This window comes from Chloroflexota bacterium (assembly GCA_038040195.1).
Classification (GTDB): Bacteria; Chloroflexota; Limnocylindria; order QHBO01; family QHBO01; genus DASTEQ01.
This window is the reverse complement of sequence record JBBPIR010000001.1, coordinates 733,934-749,935: the sequence shown is the minus strand read 5'-3', so window position 1 is coordinate 749,935 and position 16,002 is coordinate 733,934. Positions and strand designations below refer to the sequence as shown.

The following is a 16,002-nucleotide window of genomic DNA, read 5'->3' as shown; positions in this document are numbered from 1 at the left end:
CGAGGGCCACGCCCGCAAGCGGGCCAAGGTTCTGGCGTCGCCGGCCAAGAAGCGGGCGACGGACGACAAAGACACCGAGGGCCACGCCCGCAAGCGGGCCAAGGTTCTGGCGTCGCCGGCCAAGAAGCGGTAACTCAAGCTTCCCGAGCAGGTAAGGCGGCGGGGCTCTCCCCGCCGCCTTACGCTATGCGTCGATGACCAGGGACCCAGCTCCGGAGTCGCTCGCCCAAGCCCTGGCCATCGTCCGCGCCGGGGCCGAACGTGCCGCAGTGGCGGGCCGGCTGCATCCCGACGGGGAGCAGCGGCTGCTCCAGTCGATCGTCGACGCCACGGTCCGCCTCTTCGACGCCGAGGCGGCTTCCATCGCCCTCTTCGAGCGCGATCCGGACCGGCTCGAATTCCGGGTCGCGGCCGGGCCGCAGGGCGCGGGCGCCGTCGGCAAGAGCGTGAAACCCAGCCAGGGAATCGCCGGCTTCGTGTTCTCGACCGGGCAGGCGCTGGCCCTGTCTGACGTGGCCTCCGATCCGCGCTTCGACCGCCAGACGGCCGAGAAGACGGGCTACGTGCCGCGGTCCATCGCCGCGGTCCCGCTCAGCGATGAGGACGGCACGCACGGAGTGCTGCAGGTCCTCGACAAGAAGGGCTCGCCCACGTTCGACCTGCGCGACATGGAGCTGCTGGGGGTCTTCGCGGCCCAGGCTGCAACGGCCATCTCCGTCACCCGCGCTCAGCGCGAGCTGCCGCGGCTCCTGCGCTCCGCGTTCGACCGCGCCGGCGGCGGCCTGAGCGAGGAGCAGCTCGAAGCGCTGGTGAGCGCCGCCTCGGCCGACCTGGACCTGGAGGACGACTCGCCGTACTGGCGCCTGGCGGACCAGGTGGCCCGGCTTCGGCAGCTGGGCGGGTCGGAGATGAGCCTGATCAACGACATCCTGGCCGCGGTCGCAGCGCACGCCGCCGCCAGCCGCGGACGGTCCCGCCGGCGGTAGCCGGACCGTGTCCGTCGACCTCGAGGACCTTCCCGCCTGGGCCGAGCCCTTCGCGGCGGCCGATCGGCTGGCCCGGCGAGCCGGCCTGCGGCGCATCGACCGGGCGTGGGCCTGGGGCGGGGCCACCGGCAAAGGTGTCCGGGTGGCCATCATCGACAGCGGCGTCGAGGGCGACCATCCATGGGTCGAGGGCCGGCTGGTCGAGAGCGTGGCGGTCCGCATCGACAAGAACGGTGACGCAGAGGTCGTGCCCGATGAGCCCACTGACCTGTACGGCCACGGGACGGCATGCGCCGGGATCATCGTCGGCCTGGCACCCCAGGTCGAGATCGTGTCGGTCCGGGTCCTGAACGAGGATCTGAAGGGCAAGGGGGCCGCGTTCGTGGAAGGCCTGTCGTGGGCCATCGAGCAGGGAGTGCAGGTCGCGAACCTAAGCCTGTCCTCCAAGAGCGAGGCGCTGTATCCGGTCTTCCACGAGCTGGCGGACGAGGCCTATTTCCGGAACGTCATGCTGGTCAGCGCCGCCAACAACGTGAACGTCGCGTCGTACCCGTCGCTGTTCAGCAGTGTCGTGTCGGTGGCGGCACATGGCGAGCCCGATCCGTGGCGCCTGTACTACAACCCGAAGCCGCCGGTCGAGTTCGGGGCCTGGGGCGTGGACGTCCCGATCGCGTGGAAGGAGGGGACCGAGACGGTGGCCACCGGCAACTCCTTCGCCGCTCCCCACGTGGCCGCCATGGCCGCCCTCATCGTGTCCAAGCACCCCAGGCTGACGCCGTTCGAGCTGAAGGCCATCCTGGCTGCGGTAGCCGACAACCCTCGCCCGGCCGCTCGCCGCGCACGAAGGGCGACGCCGAGCTAGCAACCGCCCTGGCGGTATCGGTCAGGCGTATGGCCGGACCGATAGAATGTCCGGGCCCACCCCTGCCACCCAGGAGCCCGGCCCGTGTTTTACGTCCAGCGCGGCCAGGTGCCGCCCAAGCGCCACACCCAGTTCCGCAAGCCGGACGGCACGCTTTACGCCGAGGAGCTGTTCGGGGTCGAGGGCTTCACCGGGCGGGCGTCGCTGCTGTACCACCACACCCCGCCAACGCGCACCCACCGGATCGAGAAGGTGCGTGACGTCGTCCTGGAGGCGTGGGCGGACGCGCCCCATCGGCACTACCTGGTGAACACGAAGGGCGTCGAGCCCAGCGGGGACGCGGTCTCGGGTCGGCTCCCGCTGTTCTTCAACGCCGACGTCGCCTTCGGGGTGGTGCGTCCCGCCGAGGCGATGACCCGCTTCTACCGCAACGGGGAGGCGGACGAGATGCTGTTCGTGCACGAGGGGCGCGGCACCTTGGAGACCATCTTCGGCCCGATCGACTACCGGCCCGGCGACTACCTCGTCATCCCCATCGGCACCACCTACCGCGTCGTCCCCGCCCAGGGCGAGGCCCAGCGCATGCTGTGGCTCGAGTGCCCGACCAACCTCGAGCCGCCGCGCCGCTATCGGAACGAGTACGGGCAGCTCCTCGAGCACTCTCCGTACGCGGAGCGGGATATCCGGCCCCCGGCCGAGATGGACGCCAACACCGAGAGCGGTGAGTTCGTTGTCGAGGTCAAGACCCGGGGCCGGGTCACCGCCTACCACTTCACCCATCACCCGTTCGACCTGGTCGGCTGGGACGGGTTCCTGTACCCGTATGCCTTCAACATCGAGGACTTCGAGCCGATCACCGGGCGCATCCACCAGCCGCCGCCGGTGCACCAGACCTTCCAGGCCCGGAACTTCGTCGTGTGCTCCTTCGTCCCGCGCAAGTTCGATTACCACCCCCTCGCCATCCCGGCTCCCTACAACCACTCGAATATCAACTCCGACGAGGTCATCTACTACGTGGCCGGCAACTTCATGAGCCGTCGGGGGGTGGACATCAGCTCGTTCACCGTCCACCCGGCGGGCATCCCTCACGGGCCGCACCCGGGGACCGTGGAGGCGTCCATCGGCAAGGAGGCGACCGAGGAGCTGGCAGTCATGATCGACACGTTCCACCCGCTCCACCTCACCCGCCAGGCTGGTGAGCTGGAGGACCCCGCATACCCATTCAGCTGGCTGCCGCCCAAAGATGCCGAGGCCGAAGCCCGCGAGCTGGCGGACCGCGGCCCCGAGGCGTTCCCGGATTGAGCGTGCCGCCCACCAGCTCTGCGCCGTGATCCTGTACTTCCTGCGCCATGGCAAGGCCGGCGAGTACCGAGCCGGCGATCCGACCGATGACGCCCGCGAGCTGACCGATGCCGGCGTGGCCGAGCTGCGCGCCGCTGCCCCGCTCTGGCGCCGCCTGAACCTGCGCCCGGATCTGGTCATCTGCTCACCGTTGCCGCGCGCGCTCCAGACCGCGGAGCTCCTCGTCGAAGGCGTCCGCCTGGCCAGACGGCCGTTGGCCGACGACCGGCTGCGGCCGGGCGCCGAGTGGGCGCACATGGCCCGCGCCATGACCGCCGACCGCGACGCGCGGCGCGTGATGTTCGTGGGCCACGAACCCGACCTCTCGGCGGCGGTTGCGCTGCTCACCGGCGCGCGGGCCGTCCGCCTGCGCACAGGTGGCATCGCATGCGTCGAGTTCCCGGGCATACCGGAGCCGGGGGCCGGGGAGCTTGCCTGGCTGCTGGATCCAGACCTGTACGCGGAATGAGCTGAGGAGCAGCATGAACGGCATCCGGATCTATCGCTTCGAGGACGCGGACGAGGCACGCACCTTTGACCTTGGCCGGTTCGACCTGATCCGCGCCGCGGGAATGACCGTCGGTCGCGCCGAATACGAGCCCGGGTGGCGATGGTCGGAGCATGTTGGCAAGGCGATCGGTCAAAGCCTGTGCCCCACCCCACACCTGGGGATGGTGCTGTCCGGCCGCAACCGAGTTGAGATGGCGGATGGCACCTTTGTCGACCTGCGGCCGGGCGACATTTTCGAAATTGGACCCGGGCACGACAGCTGGGTGCTCGGAGACGAGCCGTACGTCTCGCTTCATTTCCTCGGCGCGGAGGCCTACGGCACCGCCTGACCCATATCGGGCTTGGGGCCTAGCCCGGGACGACCACCACCTTGCCGAAGGCGCGCCGCGCATCCAGATGCTCCTGGGCGGCCCGTGTTTCGGCCAGCGGGAACGTGCGGTCGATGACCGCTTCCACCCGACCTGCCTCGATGAGGTCCAGCACGCCCGCCATGTCGGACCGTGTTGCGCCCATGGAACCCAGGATCGTGAACTGGCGCCAGAACAGGTTCCACAGGTCCGTTTCGGCCATCCGCCCCGTCAGCCCGCCGCAGGTCACAACCCGGCCCCCGGTTCGGAGGCTGGCAAGGCTGTGGCGCCAGGTAGCCGGACCGATGTGCTCGAACACGACATCCACCCCGCGACCGTCGGTGATGCGCATCACCTCCAGCTCGAAGCGGGGTTTCTCCGCGTGGTTGATGACGTGGTCAGCACCCAGCTCGCGGGCCTTGGCCAGCTTATCCGCTGAGCCGGCGGTGGCGATCACCGTGCAGCCCAGCTCGCGGGCGATCTGGATCGCCGCGCTCCCGATTCCCGAGCCGGCGGCCAGGACCAGCACCCATTCGCCTGACTGGACCTGGGCGCGGCTGACGAGCATGTGCCACGCGGTGCCGAACGCGGCGGGCAGGGCCGCGGCCTGGGCGTCCGTGATCCGGTCTGGCGTCCGCACCAGGCAGCTGGCCGGCGCGGTCAGGTATTCGGCGAACCCGCCGTCGCGACTGAGGCCGATGATCTGGCGGTTCTCGCACAGGTTTTCGCGGCCATCGCGGCAATACGAGCACGTCCCGTCCGCGGTGAAGGCCAGCACGATGACGCGCTCCCCGACCGACCAGTCGCTGACCGCCGACCCGAGGGCGACGATCTCCCCGGCCGGCTCCAGCCCGCCGATGTGCGGCAGGGGGGCGCGCATGCCGTGGCTCCCCTCGCGGGCGTGGAGGTCGAGATGGTTGAGCCCGCAGGCGCCGACCCGCACCAGGACCTCGTCCGGCCCGGGGACCGGATCGGGCGCGTCCTCGTAGGACAGGACCTCAGGACCACCGCGGCGGCGGAAGATGACTGCTTTCATTGGTCTCGCTCCATAATCGGGCCCGAGTATGCCAGTCGAGCCGTCCAGTGCACCGCGGATCGTCATCACCGGGATGGGTGCCATCACCCCGCTCGGCAATGACGTGGCCACCCTGTGGCGTAACCTGCTGGCTGGGACCTCGGTCGCCCATCCCATCGACCGATTCGACACGTCCCGCTTCCGCACCCGCTTCGCGGCCGAGGTGGTCGACTTCGACCCCACCGCCTGGATGGACCCCAAGGACGCGCGGCGCGCCGACCGCGTCATCCAGTTCGCGATGGCCACCTCCACCCAGGCCCTGGCCCAGGCGGGGCTTCGCCCGGAGGGTGACCTGGCCGACGAGGTTGGAGTCCTGATCGGGACCGGGATTGGCGGGCTGACCAGCCTGGACGAAGCCGCCCGCGTAATGCGTGAGGACGGGCCCGATCGGGTCACCCCCATGACCGCCGTCAACATGCTGCCCGACATGGCGTCTGGGCAGGTGGCCATCCAGTTCGGGCTGCGCGGGGTGAATTTCTGCGTCGTCTCGGCCTGTGCCACCGGCACCAACGCGGTCGGGGAGGCGGCCGAGATCATCAAGCGCGGCGACGCGGTGGCCATGGTAGTGGGCGGCACCGAGGCGCCGGTCACCCCGCTGGCCCTGGCCGCGTTCCACCGCACCGGCTCGCTGTCCACCCGCAATGACGACCCGGCCCACGCCTCACGGCCGTTCGAGCGGGACCGCGACGGGTTCGTGGTCGGCGAGGGCGCAGGAGGCCTGGTGCTGGAGCGTCTTGACTTCGCGCTGGAGCGAGGGGCGACCCCACTGGCCGAAGTGATCGGGTACGGCAACGCGGCCGATGCGTTCCACGTCAGCGCCCCGGAGCCGGAAGGCCGGGGAGCCGCACGCTCGATGTCGCGCGCCATGGTCAAGGCAGGCCTCGCGCCGGAGGACATCGACTACATCAACGCCCACGGCACCAGCACACCGCTCAACGACCGCAGCGAGACGAGGGCCATCAAGCTGGCCATGGGCGACTACGCCTATCGGGTGCCGGTCAGCTCCACCAAGTCCATGACCGGGCACATGCTGGGGGCGGCTGGGGTGGTCGAGGCGGTCGTCTGCGTGCAGGCCATCCGGGAGGGGGTCATTCCCCCCACCATCAACTACGAGAACCTCGATCCTGACTGTGACCTCGACTACGTCCCGAACCAGGCGCGCAGGGTCGCGGTCCGGACCGCGATGTCGAACTCATTTGGTTTCGGCGGGCACAACGCCACCATCATCCTGCGCGCCTACCCCTGAGCCCTAGCCGGCTGGTTCCTGGGTCGAGCTCTCTCCGGCCCCGATGCCCAGGGCGTGGAACCCGCCGTCCACGTGAATCAGCTCCCCGGTAGTCAGCGGCGCCCAGTCGCTGAGCAGGAAGCAGACCATGCGCCCGACCGGCATCGAGTCGTTCACGTCCCAGCCCAACGGGGCGCGGTCCCCCCAGCGCCCGGCGATAAGGTCAAAACCGGGGATGTTCTTGCCGGCCATCGAGCGGATGGGGCCCGCGGACACCGTGTTGACCCGGATCTGGTACTGGCCCAGGTCGCGCGCCAGGTAGCGGGTGATCGATTCCAGGGCGGCTTTGGCCACTCCCATCCAGTCGTAGATCGGCCACGCAAAGCGGCCGTCGAAGTCCAGGCTCACGACCGACGCGCCACCGGACGCCCCGGAGACCTTCAGCAGCGGCAGCATCCCGGCGGTCAGGGCCTTCAACGAGAATGCGCTGGTCCGGAACGTGACTGCGGCGCTCTCCCACGGCGTGTCCAGGAACCCTCCCCCCATGGCGTCCTGGGGCGCGAACCCAATTGCGTGCAGGAGCCCATCGAGCCGCCCCCAGCGCCGCTCCAGGTCGGCCGCCACGGCCGCGATGTGGGCGTCGTCGTTGACGTCCATCTCCAGCACGTCAGGCACGGGGTCAAGCCGGCGCGCGATCCGCTGGGTCAGGCTCATCGCCCGCCCCACCCCGGTCAGCACGATCTCGGCCCCCGCCTCCTGGGCTACCCGCGCACACGAGAACGCAATCGAGTCATCGGTCAGCACGCCGGTCACCAGGATCTTCTTGCCGGCCAGCAGCATGGGGCCGATTGTACCGGCCGCCGGAACGGCTACCCTGACCCGACCGATGATGGTGCGGCTGTTCGACTACACGGTCCCAGTGGCGGACCCGGCGGCGGGGATCCCGAACCTGCGTGACGCCTTGGCCGAGCTGCCGACCCCCGAGCGCAAGACCCTCCTGACCAGCCTGTTCAAGCCCGAGCGCATGCCCGGCTCCATGGAGCGTCTGACCACCCTGGTCGTCGACGTGGACGCCAGCTTCGGGGACCTGCTGATCGTGCTCGACAACGGGTCGCGGGCCCGGACGTTCGTCGCCATCGACGAGGCCCGCCCGATCCTGGACCGATACCTGCCACCGTCCGCCGTGGCCGGGATCCGCGAATGGGACGTCGCCCGCCTCCACGAGCCGTACGGGGATGGCACGTACCACGGACGCCTCCTGAAGCGGGTCCGCAAGCAGCTCCGATCGGTCGGCAGCCGTGAGGCGCTCACCACCCCATTCCTGTTCCGCCGGGAGTGGTGACTCCATGACGCGACGCCGCGGGCGCGGCCGGCCCTACCAGCCGTTGCCCAAACGGACGAACCGGACCTACGCCATTGCCGTGGTCCTGATCGGCCTGATCCTGGTCGTGGGTTTCGGGGTCCTCAGCTCGATCCGATAGCCGAACGCCACCCTCAGAGCGTTTCCTCGGCGATGTCGCGCAGGTACCAGAACAGCTTCCACAGCTCGGGCGCGGCGGACACGAGGTCTCTGGTGTCTGGTTGGACGTGGTTGAACAGCCGGAACTCGCCGAGCCGGACGTCGACGCCGGCAGCCTCCATCGCCGCCGCCAGCTCTCGGGAATTCGAGTACGGGATGTGCTGGTCGCCGGTGTCATGCATGAGGTACACGCGGGCCCGGATCGCGCGCACGTACCCCAGCGGGCTGATGCCGTCGAGAAGCGTTCGCACCTCGGGCGGCGCCGCCGCCAGGGCGGACTCCGCCTCGGGCAGCGTGTCGGCCAGGAGGATCGCCTCCGCCGCGAGGCCATCCGCGGTGCGGAGCGGCAGGTCCGCGTCGGGCAGCGGATGGACGCCCTGGTTGTTCAGCTCGTCGTAGGCGCCGTACAGGTAGCCATGGTCCCGTCCATCTGTCACCCGCTCGGTGACCAGCCCGAACACGACTTGCCGCACCAGGAGCGTCGGCTCCCAGTCGATCAGCTCGCCGTCCAGCCGATACTGGTGGCTGATCACGCTGACCATGATCTCTCCGGCATCGGCGTAGGCGCCGAACGCGCCAACCCAGTCGAGCTGGTCGGCGATGCGCGGATCCGCCGCCGCGATCAGCGACAGGCTGCCCCCCACCGAGATGCCCATGATCCCGATCCGTTCCGGATCGACCTCGGGCCGCCGAGCGAGGGCCTGGAAGGCGGTCACGATGCGGCCCACCTCGCCGGCCTCCACGCGCACGTCGAAGAAGATGGGCAGCTCGGGGATGTACACCGCGGCGCCGGCGCGAGCGAGGGCCTCCGCGATGCGCGCCAGGGCGGGGTGGGCCCGCCCCTGTTCGTTGATCCCCGACACGAAGATGATCGCCCCGACCGGGTGTTCGGCTGAGGCGGTGGAGGGCAGCCACAGGTCGGCGGGAAGCACCGTGCCGTCCGGGGCGCGGTAGGTCACCAGGTGGTGGCTCGGCTCGGGCGCCAGGGCCAAGGGCTGGGGCCCCAGCTCGACCAGCGAGGGGATGAGAGCCAGGGTCTGGAGCGTGACCCGCGACGGCCGCCAGGCAATCAACACCACCAGGGCCACCACCAGTCCCACCCCGAGCCATCGCCAGCGGCGCCCGCGTCGGGGCGCGGGCGTCTCGGCCTGGCTCAATCCAGGCGCAGAGGCTTGACCGTCATGACCTCGGCGACGCGCCCCTCCCATTCGTCCCGCGGGGCATCGCAGTACAGCTCGATCTCGTTCCCGTCGGGGTCGACGGTGTACAGGCTCTTGCTCACCCCGTGGTCGGACGCTCCGCGCAGCAGGCCGCGCTCAGTCAGCAGCTGGTGGGCCTTCTTGACCGCCTCCAGGTCGGCCAGCCGGATGGCGACGTGGTACAGGCCCACCGCCGTGGGGACCGGGGAAGGGGCCTGGTCGCCGACCCGCACCAGCCCCAGGTCGTGGTGGTTCTCGCCGGTGGCGGTCAGGAAGACCATGACGTTGCTCATCTCGCCCGACACCTGGAATCCGAGCAGGTCACGGTAGAACGCCAGCGACCGATCGAGGTCGCGGACCTTGAGCACGACGTGACCGACCCCCATGGGCTGCAGCACGGGAGGGATGCTAGTCGAGATAGACGGTGACGTTCACGACCCCGTAGACCCAGCGATCCTTGTCTGTGATCGCCGCCCACGCGGCCGGCGACAGGTCGACCACCTTCTGGCCGACCTCGCCCCAATAGCAGGCGCAGGCGTCACCGACCGGTAGCAGCGCGCACCGGTCGGCGCATACCACAACCGAAAAGATCGCCGGAGGCGTTGTCCAGTGGCCGCCGAGCGCGATGGGAAGGGCCACCACGGCGGCGTCATCCCAGCCGCGCGTGCAGCAGTACCAGCTCGCCTTGCCGCTGATGGTGGCCGCCCCGCCCGGCTGGCTGACCCACTGAGCGGGTGCGCTGATGACGGGTGCGCTGATGAGGGTCGGCGACATGGTCACGCTGGGGGGGGCCGCCACGCCATTCGGATGAAACTGCTCCGCGCCGAGCGGCACGCCATCCGAGGCCGGAGCGAAGGCCGCGAGCGTCCGCTGCGAGGTGGATCCGCGGACCGCGACCAGGGACGCCGGCGACGCCTCGACGGCAGCCAGCAGCTGCTGTGTGACGTGGTCCGGTGCGGTGGCGGCTAACGCCTGGGGGGCCAGCGCAGCGGCGATGAGCGCAACAACGATGACGTGGACGGCTCCGCGCCGTAGAAGGTCCGGCAAATTGATCCTCGGGCACAGTGATGGGAACCGGCTCGCCGCTGCCGGTCACATCGGGGCACCCGGGGGGCGCCGCGCGACTACGACGTCGAGCGGCACCGTACCATGATCAGTGGCGCTTTTGCCGGGCTTCCAGCCAGGACGAACGGCCCGCCAGCGAGGTGACGAATGGCGAAGCAGGACCATCCGAGACGCAGCGGTGCGCTGGTCATGCGGGGACCCGTGCGGCGCCCGACCGAGGACCAGGAGCTCCTCCAGCGCGACGCCCGCACCGACTTTCAGGGCACCGACACGTGGCGCACACTCCGCATCCTGGGCGAGTTCGTCGAAGGCTTCGACGCCCTGGCTGGGGTAGGCCCGGCAGTCAGCATCTTCGGGTCGGCGCGGGTGAAACGCACCGATATGCATTATCGCCTCGCGCGACGGCTGGCCGCCCGCCTGGTCAAGGAGGGCTTCGCGGTCATCACCGGCGGCGGCCCGGGAATCATGGAAGCCGCCAATCGGGGCGCCCAGGAGGCGGGGGGCCTGTCCATCGGCTGCAACATCGAGCTGCCGTTCGAGCAGGACATCAACCCCTACGTCGACCTGGGCATCGAGTTCCGCTACTTCTTCGTGCGCAAGACGATGTTCGTCAAGTACGCGGAGGCGTTTGTCATCTTCCCCGGTGGCCTGGGCACGATGGATGAGCTGTTCGAGGCGCTGACCCTCATCCAGACCGGGAAGATCGAGGACTTCCCGGTGGTGCTGGTGGGACGCGAGTACTGGAGCGGGCTCATGCGCTGGCTGGTCGGCACGGTTCAGAAACAAGGCAAGATCAGCCCCGAGGACCTCGATCTGGCCACGATCACCGACGACCTGGACGAGGTGGTGCGGGTGATCGTGGACCGACATCAGGCTCGCAAGAACATGCCCGAGCGGCACATCGGAGATCTGATCCGCGGCCCCTGATGCCGGAGACGGCGCGCGACGCTGAATGGCGGGCCCGACCGGATTCGAACCGGCGATCTCCAGCGTGACAGGCTGGCATGTTGGGCCGCTACACCACGGGCCCGCAGCGGCGGGGGCGGAGTATACCAAGCCCCCTTCGGGCATCCCTCAACCGCTGGAGACCTCGAGTTCGCGGCGCCCAGCGGCGGCCAAAACCGCGATCGCCGCGTACAGGGCGGCGACCCCGCTCAGCCCGATGGCGCCAACCGTCAGCAGCGTCGCGGCCTGGGGTTGCGCCGATCGCGCCGCGATCATGAAGACGGCGGTGGCGCCGGTAGTGAAGGCCACGAACAGGCCCCCCATCACGGCGGCCGCGTACGACCATCGCGCCCCACGGCGGAGCCCGGCCGCAGTGGCCAGCTGCCCCAGGCCGAGGAACACGAAGCCGGCGGCCAGAGCGAACGCGGCGCGCTGGACGGTGGCTGGGGTCAGGAAGTCGGCTGGCAGTCCGGCCAGTGTCTCGGCATCGATCTCAGCCAGGAGACTGGCCAGCAAGCGCTCTGCGATGTCCTCAGCCGCAACGACGCCGGCGACGGCACATACCACGCCAGCGGCGAGGAGCGGCCCTGACAGGAGGAGCAGGAGACGGGAAGCCAGCAGCAGGCGGCGCGGCAGGGGATCCACCGCCCCGGCCGTCAGCGGGGGCGGCGCAGCAACAGCAGCCCGGAGCCGCCCAGCCCAAGGCCCGCGCCAAGCAGTGACAGGGCCAGGATGAGGTCGGAAGGGCCACGGACGATGATCCAGACCGCCCCCGCCACCGCGGCCAGGGCGGCCGCCAAGGCCAGGATCGCGGTCGGGATGCGAGCTCGCTGGCTTCCGGCCAGCATGCCGAGCCCGCCGCCAGCCAGCGCCACCCCCAGAACGAACAGGGCGAAGCCGCCGGTGACCTGGCCCGTTCCCAACGCGTTGGCGTTGGGGGGTAGGTTGGCGGGGTCGTAGCCCGTCGATGCGGTCAACCCGGAGACCACGATCCCGACCCCCGCGATGAACACGGCAACTCCCAGCACCGCCACAGCCAGGGCGGCGCCGGCACGCGCCTCACCCAGGTGAGCAGGAGCCAGGGAGTGGGGTCGACCTGTCGAATCACGGCCGGCGCCGGTCGTCATGGGAGCGGTCCTCCGGGGGGCGGCGCGCATTGTAGGCGACCACCGACCCCGCGGCCAGCCCGCCTATACTCGGCCTCGGAATGGCCTTCGAGATGCCAGTCGACCCTCGCGAAGCGCGCCGGGCACGCCTGGTGGGCTGGGCCACGTTCCTCCTGGTGGCGATCCTGATCGGGCTGTTGGCCTACCTAGGCTACGCCGGCTTCGAGGGATCGGATCAGCTCGTCCATCCCGATCGCAGCCGGATCTGCCGCCTTCCGTCAGCCCTGGGATGGGAGTACCAGGCCATCAATTACGACCAGGCCTCGGACGCGGGCCTGGCCGCGGAGGCCGATCCGCTCGACTGCGCGTCGGTCGGCGATGCAGCGGGCACCGACCTGATGGCTGCCGACGGGACACGCCTGGCCGGGTGGTACATCCCCGCGGCGGCGCCCATTGGCCCGGAGGGCCCAACCGTGGTTCTGGTTCACGGCCACGGCTCGAACAAGAACGCCATGCTCCCGTGGGCCGAGGTGCTCCACGCCGACTACAACCTGGTCCTGTTCGACCAGCGCAACCATGGGCAGAGCTTCGGGACCGAGACCACGGTCGGGGTCCGCGAACGGATGGATCTTGACGCGGTCGTGGATTGGGTCCGCGCCACGTATGCGCCGTCCAACATCGCCGTCCTGGGGGGCAGCATGGGCGCGATTACGGCGACACACGCCGTCGCGTTGGGCCTGCCGGTGCAGGCATTGGTCCTGGACTCTTCCCCGCTGGGCGTGGCCAGCTCGGCCCAGCGCCGCGTCGAGAACGGGAACTTCCCCCTTGCCCTCCCCGCCTCGTGGGCGATCGTCCTGGGCGCGCTGTTCCGGACCGGTGTCGACGTGACCGCCGCCGACCCGATCTTCACCATCGACGACGTCGGGAGCGTCCCGGTCCTCATCCTCCAGGGCGATGCCGACCTGGCCATCGACCCCACCAGCGCCGATCAGCTCGCCGCGGCCGCCGCGGAGGCCGGCGTTCAGGCGGAGGTTCACATCTGCGCCGGTGCCGGGCACACCCGGCTGCTCGAGGTGTGCCCGGATGACTACCGCACCTGGGTGCTAGGCTTCCTGGCCCGCACGCTTGGCCCCTGATGACGACCATCGCCCAACCTGACGCCATCCTGAGCGTCGACGACACCCGGTTCGACGATGCGATCGAGCGCTGGTTCCGCCAGCGCCTGGAGCTTCAGCCTGAGTGGGCGACCTACCTCGGGATCCACGAGCACGACCACCGCCTCTCGCCCGGCGGGCGGGACGGGATCGAGCAGGACGTCGCCTTCACGAACGCGGCGATGGCGGCCATGGAGACCTTCGACCCGGCCACGCTGTCTCCGAACCGCGCACTGGACCGCGACCTCGTCCTCCACGAGGCGCGATTGAACCTGTTCGAGCTGACGGAGCGGCGCTCTTGGCAGGGGCGATCCGATGCCGCCGAGGCAATCGGCGGCGCCCTCTTCCCTCTCTTCACCCGCGACTTTGCGCCGCTGGCCGAACGCCTGGAGAGCATCGCCGCCCGCCTGGAGGCGGCTCCCCGCTTCCTGGCCGAGACCCACGAGCGGGTGGAGCGGCCGGTGCAGCTTTGGACAGAAATCGACATCCAATCCGGGGAAAGCCTGCCCTCGTTCCTGGACACCATCCTGGACGCGGCACGCACCCAGAACGCCCCGACGGCCGTCGTCAGCCGCCTGGAGCAAGCCATCGCATCGGCGGTCTCAGCCCTCGACGCACACCAGGCCTGGCTCCGCGACGACGTCATGCCCCGGGCGACCGCCGAATGGGTCACCGGCCCCGAGCTGTTCGCGGAGATGGTCCGCCTCCGCGCGCTGGAGGCCACCGGCGACGAGATCCTGGACGTGGGCGAGCGAATGCTCGCCGAGTCCCACGCCCAGCGCGACGCGGTGTGCGCGGAGATCGACCCCGGCCTGACCCCGGCCCAGGTCGCCGACCGGGTCAAGGGCGACTACCCCGCCAACTTCGTCGAAGCGCTGGGCGAGTACCGGGGGGCCATGGATCGGGCCCGCGCCTTCGTGGTCGAGCACGACCTCGCCACGCTGCCCCCCAACGACACCCTGGTCGTGATCGAGACGCCGAGCTTCATCCGGCACCTGGTGCCGTTTGCCGCCTACTTCGAACCGGCTCGCTTCGACCCCATTCCACAGGGCACCTACATCGTCACTCCGCCCGAGACACCGGAGATGATGCGCGAGCACAACTACGCCTCCATCTCCAACACGTCGGTCCACGAGGCCTACCCGGGTCATCACCAGCAGCTGTCGGCGGCCATCACCAATCCCAGCCTGGTGCGCCTCTTCTCCGGCTCGCCCGAGTTCGCCGAGGGATGGGCCTTCTACACCGAGCGGATGATGAAGGAGGCCGGATTCGACGACACGCCCACCCATCGGTACATCCAGCTCACGGACGTCATCTGGCGCGCCACCCGGATCGTCCTCGACGTCCGGCTCCACCGCGGCGAGATTGGCTTCGAGGAGGCGGTCGAGCGGCTGGTGGCCGAAACCGGATTCGAGCACCCCGCCGCCCTGGCCGAGGTCAAGCGCTACACGAGCACCCCCACCTACCAGCTGTCGTACCTCTACGGGCGGCACATGATCGAAACCCTGCGCCGCGACGTCGAACGGCGGCAGGGCCCCGATTTCAGCCTCAAGGGCTTCCACGACACGCTCCTCTACGGCGGCACGATGCCCGTCTCCTACGCGCGGCGCCTGTTCGACCTTTGATGCGACCGATGCGCGCCGTCCGGCGCGGGATTCGAGCCGGCTCGGCGGCATTCCTCGGGTTCGCGGTAGCCTGCCAGGGCGTGATCCCCGGTGTGGAGCCGACCGAATGCCCGACGGCCGCGCCGACCGCAACCGAAACTGCCGACATCCTGGCCGACACCGCGGGCACCGCGAGCTTCGAAACCACCCTGGGCAGCTTCACGGTCGACCTGTATGGCGACGTCGCGCCGATCGCGACCGCCAATTTCGTGGCCCTGGCCCGCTGTGGGTTCTACGAGAGCGTGACCTTCCATCGCGTCCTGGCCGGTTTCGTGGCCCAGGCCGGCGACCCGAACACGCGAGATAACCAGGGCGACTTCGAAGGCCTGGGCACCGGCGGACCCGGATACGGCTTCGCCATCGAGCTGCCGCCCGAAGGACGGAACTACGACCCCTACGTGGTGGCCATGGCCAATGCCGGCATGGCCAACACCAACGGGAGCCAGTTCTTCATCTGTCTGACTGATCTGGACGCCCAGCTGCCGCGCCAATACACCATCTTCGGGGCGGTTTCGTCCGGAATGGAGGTCGTGGACGCGATCGGTGGGGTGGCGGTCAACGACTCCCTCATCGGAGTGCCCGTGGACCCCGTCGTGATCAATCGGGTCCTCGTAGGCGCGCCCGAAAGTACGCCCGATTGAAGCTGCCCCAGGTACGGAAATACCGCTCCGAAAAGTAAAGGATTCTTCATTCCAGAGCATTGACCCTGACCTGGGGGGTCGGATATGATTGCTTCGCTGTTCGCACAGCGATTCACCACTGATCGCAGGGTCATGGGTAGGTTTGGGTAAGGGTAGTGCGGGCAACCGCGCGTGAAAGATGCCCCAGCGATTAGCGAATCCGGCAGCAAATGAAGGCCCCTCTTCGGAGGGGCCTTCACCTATCCGCTAGACTCGGCACCCCCGCGCGCCGGTAGCTCAGTGGATAGAGCGTTGGCCTCCGGAGCCAGAGGTCGCAGGTTCGAATCCTGTCCGGCGCGCCATCACCGGTTGCAAAGGTCTCCG

19 protein-coding genes and 2 tRNA genes are annotated in these 16,002 nt (G+C 69.6%); 13 read left to right on the top strand and 8 right to left on the bottom strand.

Translation table 11 applies throughout. The features are described from left to right. Positions 1–194: 194 nt before the first annotated feature. The 5 genes from AABM41_03785 to AABM41_03765 all read left to right on the top strand — a co-directional run bounded on the left by AABM41_03785 (position 195) and on the right by AABM41_03765 (position 4,028). Positions 195–986 carry a GAF domain-containing protein gene (locus AABM41_03785; GenBank protein MEK6191430.1) on the top strand — a complete coding sequence of 264 codons (792 nt, stop codon included), beginning with the start codon at positions 195–197 and terminating at the stop codon, positions 984–986. A 7-nt stretch (positions 987–993) separates the two neighbouring features. After that, entirely contained in the window at positions 994–1,848 is an 855-nt protein-coding gene (locus AABM41_03780; GenBank protein MEK6191429.1) for a S8 family serine peptidase, read from the top strand. 84 nt (positions 1,849–1,932) lie between these two features. Then, the gene (locus AABM41_03775) at positions 1,933–3,150 is read left to right on the top strand and encodes a homogentisate 1,2-dioxygenase (protein MEK6191428.1); all 1,218 of its coding nucleotides are present in this window, start codon (positions 1,933–1,935) and stop codon (positions 3,148–3,150) included. Positions 3,151–3,175: 25 nt separating this feature from the next. Beyond that, on the top strand, positions 3,176–3,658 hold the full coding sequence (locus AABM41_03770; protein ID MEK6191427.1) for a histidine phosphatase family protein: 483 nt from the start codon (positions 3,176–3,178) through the stop codon (positions 3,656–3,658). 13 nt (positions 3,659–3,671) lie between these two features. Further along, the gene (locus AABM41_03765) at positions 3,672–4,028 is read left to right on the top strand and encodes a cupin domain-containing protein (protein MEK6191426.1); all 357 of its coding nucleotides are present in this window, start codon (positions 3,672–3,674) and stop codon (positions 4,026–4,028) included. 19 nt (positions 4,029–4,047) lie between these two features. Here AABM41_03765 and AABM41_03760 read toward each other — a convergent pair whose 3' ends face one another. Continuing rightward, positions 4,048–5,082: a zinc-binding dehydrogenase gene (locus tag AABM41_03760; GenBank protein MEK6191425.1), complete on the bottom strand. Its 1,035-nt coding sequence runs from the start codon at positions 5,080–5,082 to the stop codon at positions 4,048–4,050. Between the two features lie 28 nt (positions 5,083–5,110). Between AABM41_03760 and fabF the strand changes: the two genes are divergently transcribed. Next, positions 5,111–6,367 (top strand): beta-ketoacyl-ACP synthase II, encoded by a 1,257-nt coding sequence (fabF, locus tag AABM41_03755; protein ID MEK6191424.1) that lies wholly within the window; start codon positions 5,111–5,113, stop codon positions 6,365–6,367. 3 nt (positions 6,368–6,370) lie between these two features. Here fabF and fabI read toward each other — a convergent pair whose 3' ends face one another. After that, positions 6,371–7,186 carry an enoyl-ACP reductase FabI gene (gene fabI, locus AABM41_03750; GenBank protein ID MEK6191423.1) on the bottom strand — a complete coding sequence of 272 codons (816 nt, stop codon included), beginning with the start codon at positions 7,184–7,186 and terminating at the stop codon, positions 6,371–6,373. A gap of 46 nt (positions 7,187–7,232) precedes the next feature. Here fabI and AABM41_03745 point away from each other — a divergent pair, with 46 nt between their 5' ends. Next, on the top strand, positions 7,233–7,688 hold the full coding sequence (locus AABM41_03745) for a hypothetical protein (GenBank protein MEK6191422.1): 456 nt from the start codon (positions 7,233–7,235) through the stop codon (positions 7,686–7,688). 4 nt (positions 7,689–7,692) lie between these two features. After that, positions 7,693–7,827 (top strand): hypothetical protein, encoded by a 135-nt coding sequence (locus tag AABM41_03740; protein MEK6191421.1) that lies wholly within the window; start codon positions 7,693–7,695, stop codon positions 7,825–7,827. 13 nt (positions 7,828–7,840) lie between these two features. On the opposite strand, the gene AABM41_03735 is transcribed toward AABM41_03740, so the two are convergent. Genes AABM41_03735 through AABM41_03725 form a run of 3 tightly spaced genes read right to left on the bottom strand, consistent with a single transcriptional unit; the run spans position 7,841 to position 10,111 of the window. Continuing rightward, the gene (locus AABM41_03735; GenBank protein MEK6191420.1) at positions 7,841–9,022 is read right to left on the bottom strand and encodes a hypothetical protein; all 1,182 of its coding nucleotides are present in this window, start codon (positions 9,020–9,022) and stop codon (positions 7,841–7,843) included. Then, positions 9,019–9,462 (bottom strand): VOC family protein, encoded by a 444-nt coding sequence (locus AABM41_03730; protein ID MEK6191419.1) that lies wholly within the window; start codon positions 9,460–9,462, stop codon positions 9,019–9,021. The genes AABM41_03735 and AABM41_03730 overlap by 4 nt, the downstream gene beginning before the upstream one ends. A 10-nt stretch (positions 9,463–9,472) precedes the next feature. Beyond that, positions 9,473–10,111, bottom strand: coding sequence for a hypothetical protein (locus AABM41_03725; GenBank protein ID MEK6191418.1), 639 nt, complete (start codon positions 10,109–10,111; stop codon positions 9,473–9,475). Positions 10,112–10,276: 165 nt separating this feature from the next. On the opposite strand from AABM41_03725, the gene AABM41_03720 reads away from it, so the two are divergent. After that, entirely contained in the window at positions 10,277–11,056 is a 780-nt protein-coding gene (locus AABM41_03720; protein ID MEK6191417.1) for a TIGR00730 family Rossman fold protein, read from the top strand. A 26-nt stretch (positions 11,057–11,082) separates the two neighbouring features. On the opposite strand, the gene AABM41_03715 is transcribed toward AABM41_03720, so the two are convergent. From AABM41_03715 to AABM41_03705, 3 genes are all read right to left on the bottom strand, one after another. Then, positions 11,083–11,159: transfer RNA gene (locus AABM41_03715), tRNA-Asp, on the bottom strand. Positions 11,160–11,203: 44 nt separating this feature from the next. Next, positions 11,204–11,719: a hypothetical protein gene (locus tag AABM41_03710; GenBank protein ID MEK6191416.1), complete on the bottom strand. Its 516-nt coding sequence runs from the start codon at positions 11,717–11,719 to the stop codon at positions 11,204–11,206. 11 nt (positions 11,720–11,730) lie between these two features. After that, positions 11,731–12,201, bottom strand: coding sequence for a hypothetical protein (locus AABM41_03705; protein ID MEK6191415.1), 471 nt, complete (start codon positions 12,199–12,201; stop codon positions 11,731–11,733). An 80-nt stretch (positions 12,202–12,281) separates the two neighbouring features. On the opposite strand from AABM41_03705, the gene AABM41_03700 reads away from it, so the two are divergent. The 4 genes from AABM41_03700 to AABM41_03685 all read left to right on the top strand — a co-directional run bounded on the left by AABM41_03700 (position 12,282) and on the right by AABM41_03685 (position 15,980). After that, a complete protein-coding gene (locus AABM41_03700; protein MEK6191414.1) occupies positions 12,282–13,316 on the top strand; it encodes an alpha/beta fold hydrolase in 1,035 nt (344 codons plus the stop codon). Then, positions 13,316–14,959 (top strand): DUF885 domain-containing protein, encoded by a 1,644-nt coding sequence (locus AABM41_03695; protein ID MEK6191413.1) that lies wholly within the window; start codon positions 13,316–13,318, stop codon positions 14,957–14,959. The genes AABM41_03700 and AABM41_03695 overlap by 1 nt, the downstream gene beginning before the upstream one ends. Before the next feature lie 8 nt (positions 14,960–14,967). Beyond that, positions 14,968–15,639, top strand: coding sequence for a peptidylprolyl isomerase (locus tag AABM41_03690; protein ID MEK6191412.1), 672 nt, complete (start codon positions 14,968–14,970; stop codon positions 15,637–15,639). A 265-nt stretch (positions 15,640–15,904) separates the two neighbouring features. Continuing rightward, positions 15,905–15,980, top strand: a tRNA-Arg gene (locus AABM41_03685). The last annotated feature ends 22 nt before the right edge of the window (positions 15,981–16,002 follow it).

Coding starts and splice junctions, on each gene's coding strand:
- AABM41_03690 (MEK6191412.1), top strand. CDS start 14,968: ATGCGCGCCGTCCGGCGCGGGATTCGAGCCGGCTCGGCGGCATTCCTC.
- AABM41_03740 (MEK6191421.1), top strand. CDS start 7,693: ATGACGCGACGCCGCGGGCGCGGCCGGCCCTACCAGCCGTTGCCCAAA.
- AABM41_03700 (MEK6191414.1), top strand. CDS start 12,282: ATGGCCTTCGAGATGCCAGTCGACCCTCGCGAAGCGCGCCGGGCACGC.
- AABM41_03785 (MEK6191430.1), top strand. CDS start 195: ATGACCAGGGACCCAGCTCCGGAGTCGCTCGCCCAAGCCCTGGCCATC.
- fabF (MEK6191424.1), top strand. CDS start 5,111: ATGCCAGTCGAGCCGTCCAGTGCACCGCGGATCGTCATCACCGGGATG.
- AABM41_03760 (MEK6191425.1), bottom strand. CDS start 5,082: ATGAAAGCAGTCATCTTCCGCCGCCGCGGTGGTCCTGAGGTCCTGTCC.
- fabI (MEK6191423.1), bottom strand. CDS start 7,186: ATGCTGCTGGCCGGCAAGAAGATCCTGGTGACCGGCGTGCTGACCGAT.
- AABM41_03720 (MEK6191417.1), top strand. CDS start 10,277: ATGGCGAAGCAGGACCATCCGAGACGCAGCGGTGCGCTGGTCATGCGG.
- AABM41_03765 (MEK6191426.1), top strand. CDS start 3,672: ATGAACGGCATCCGGATCTATCGCTTCGAGGACGCGGACGAGGCACGC.
- AABM41_03705 (MEK6191415.1), bottom strand. CDS start 12,201: ATGACGACCGGCGCCGGCCGTGATTCGACAGGTCGACCCCACTCCCTG.
- AABM41_03745 (MEK6191422.1), top strand. CDS start 7,233: ATGATGGTGCGGCTGTTCGACTACACGGTCCCAGTGGCGGACCCGGCG.
- AABM41_03695 (MEK6191413.1), top strand. CDS start 13,316: ATGACGACCATCGCCCAACCTGACGCCATCCTGAGCGTCGACGACACC.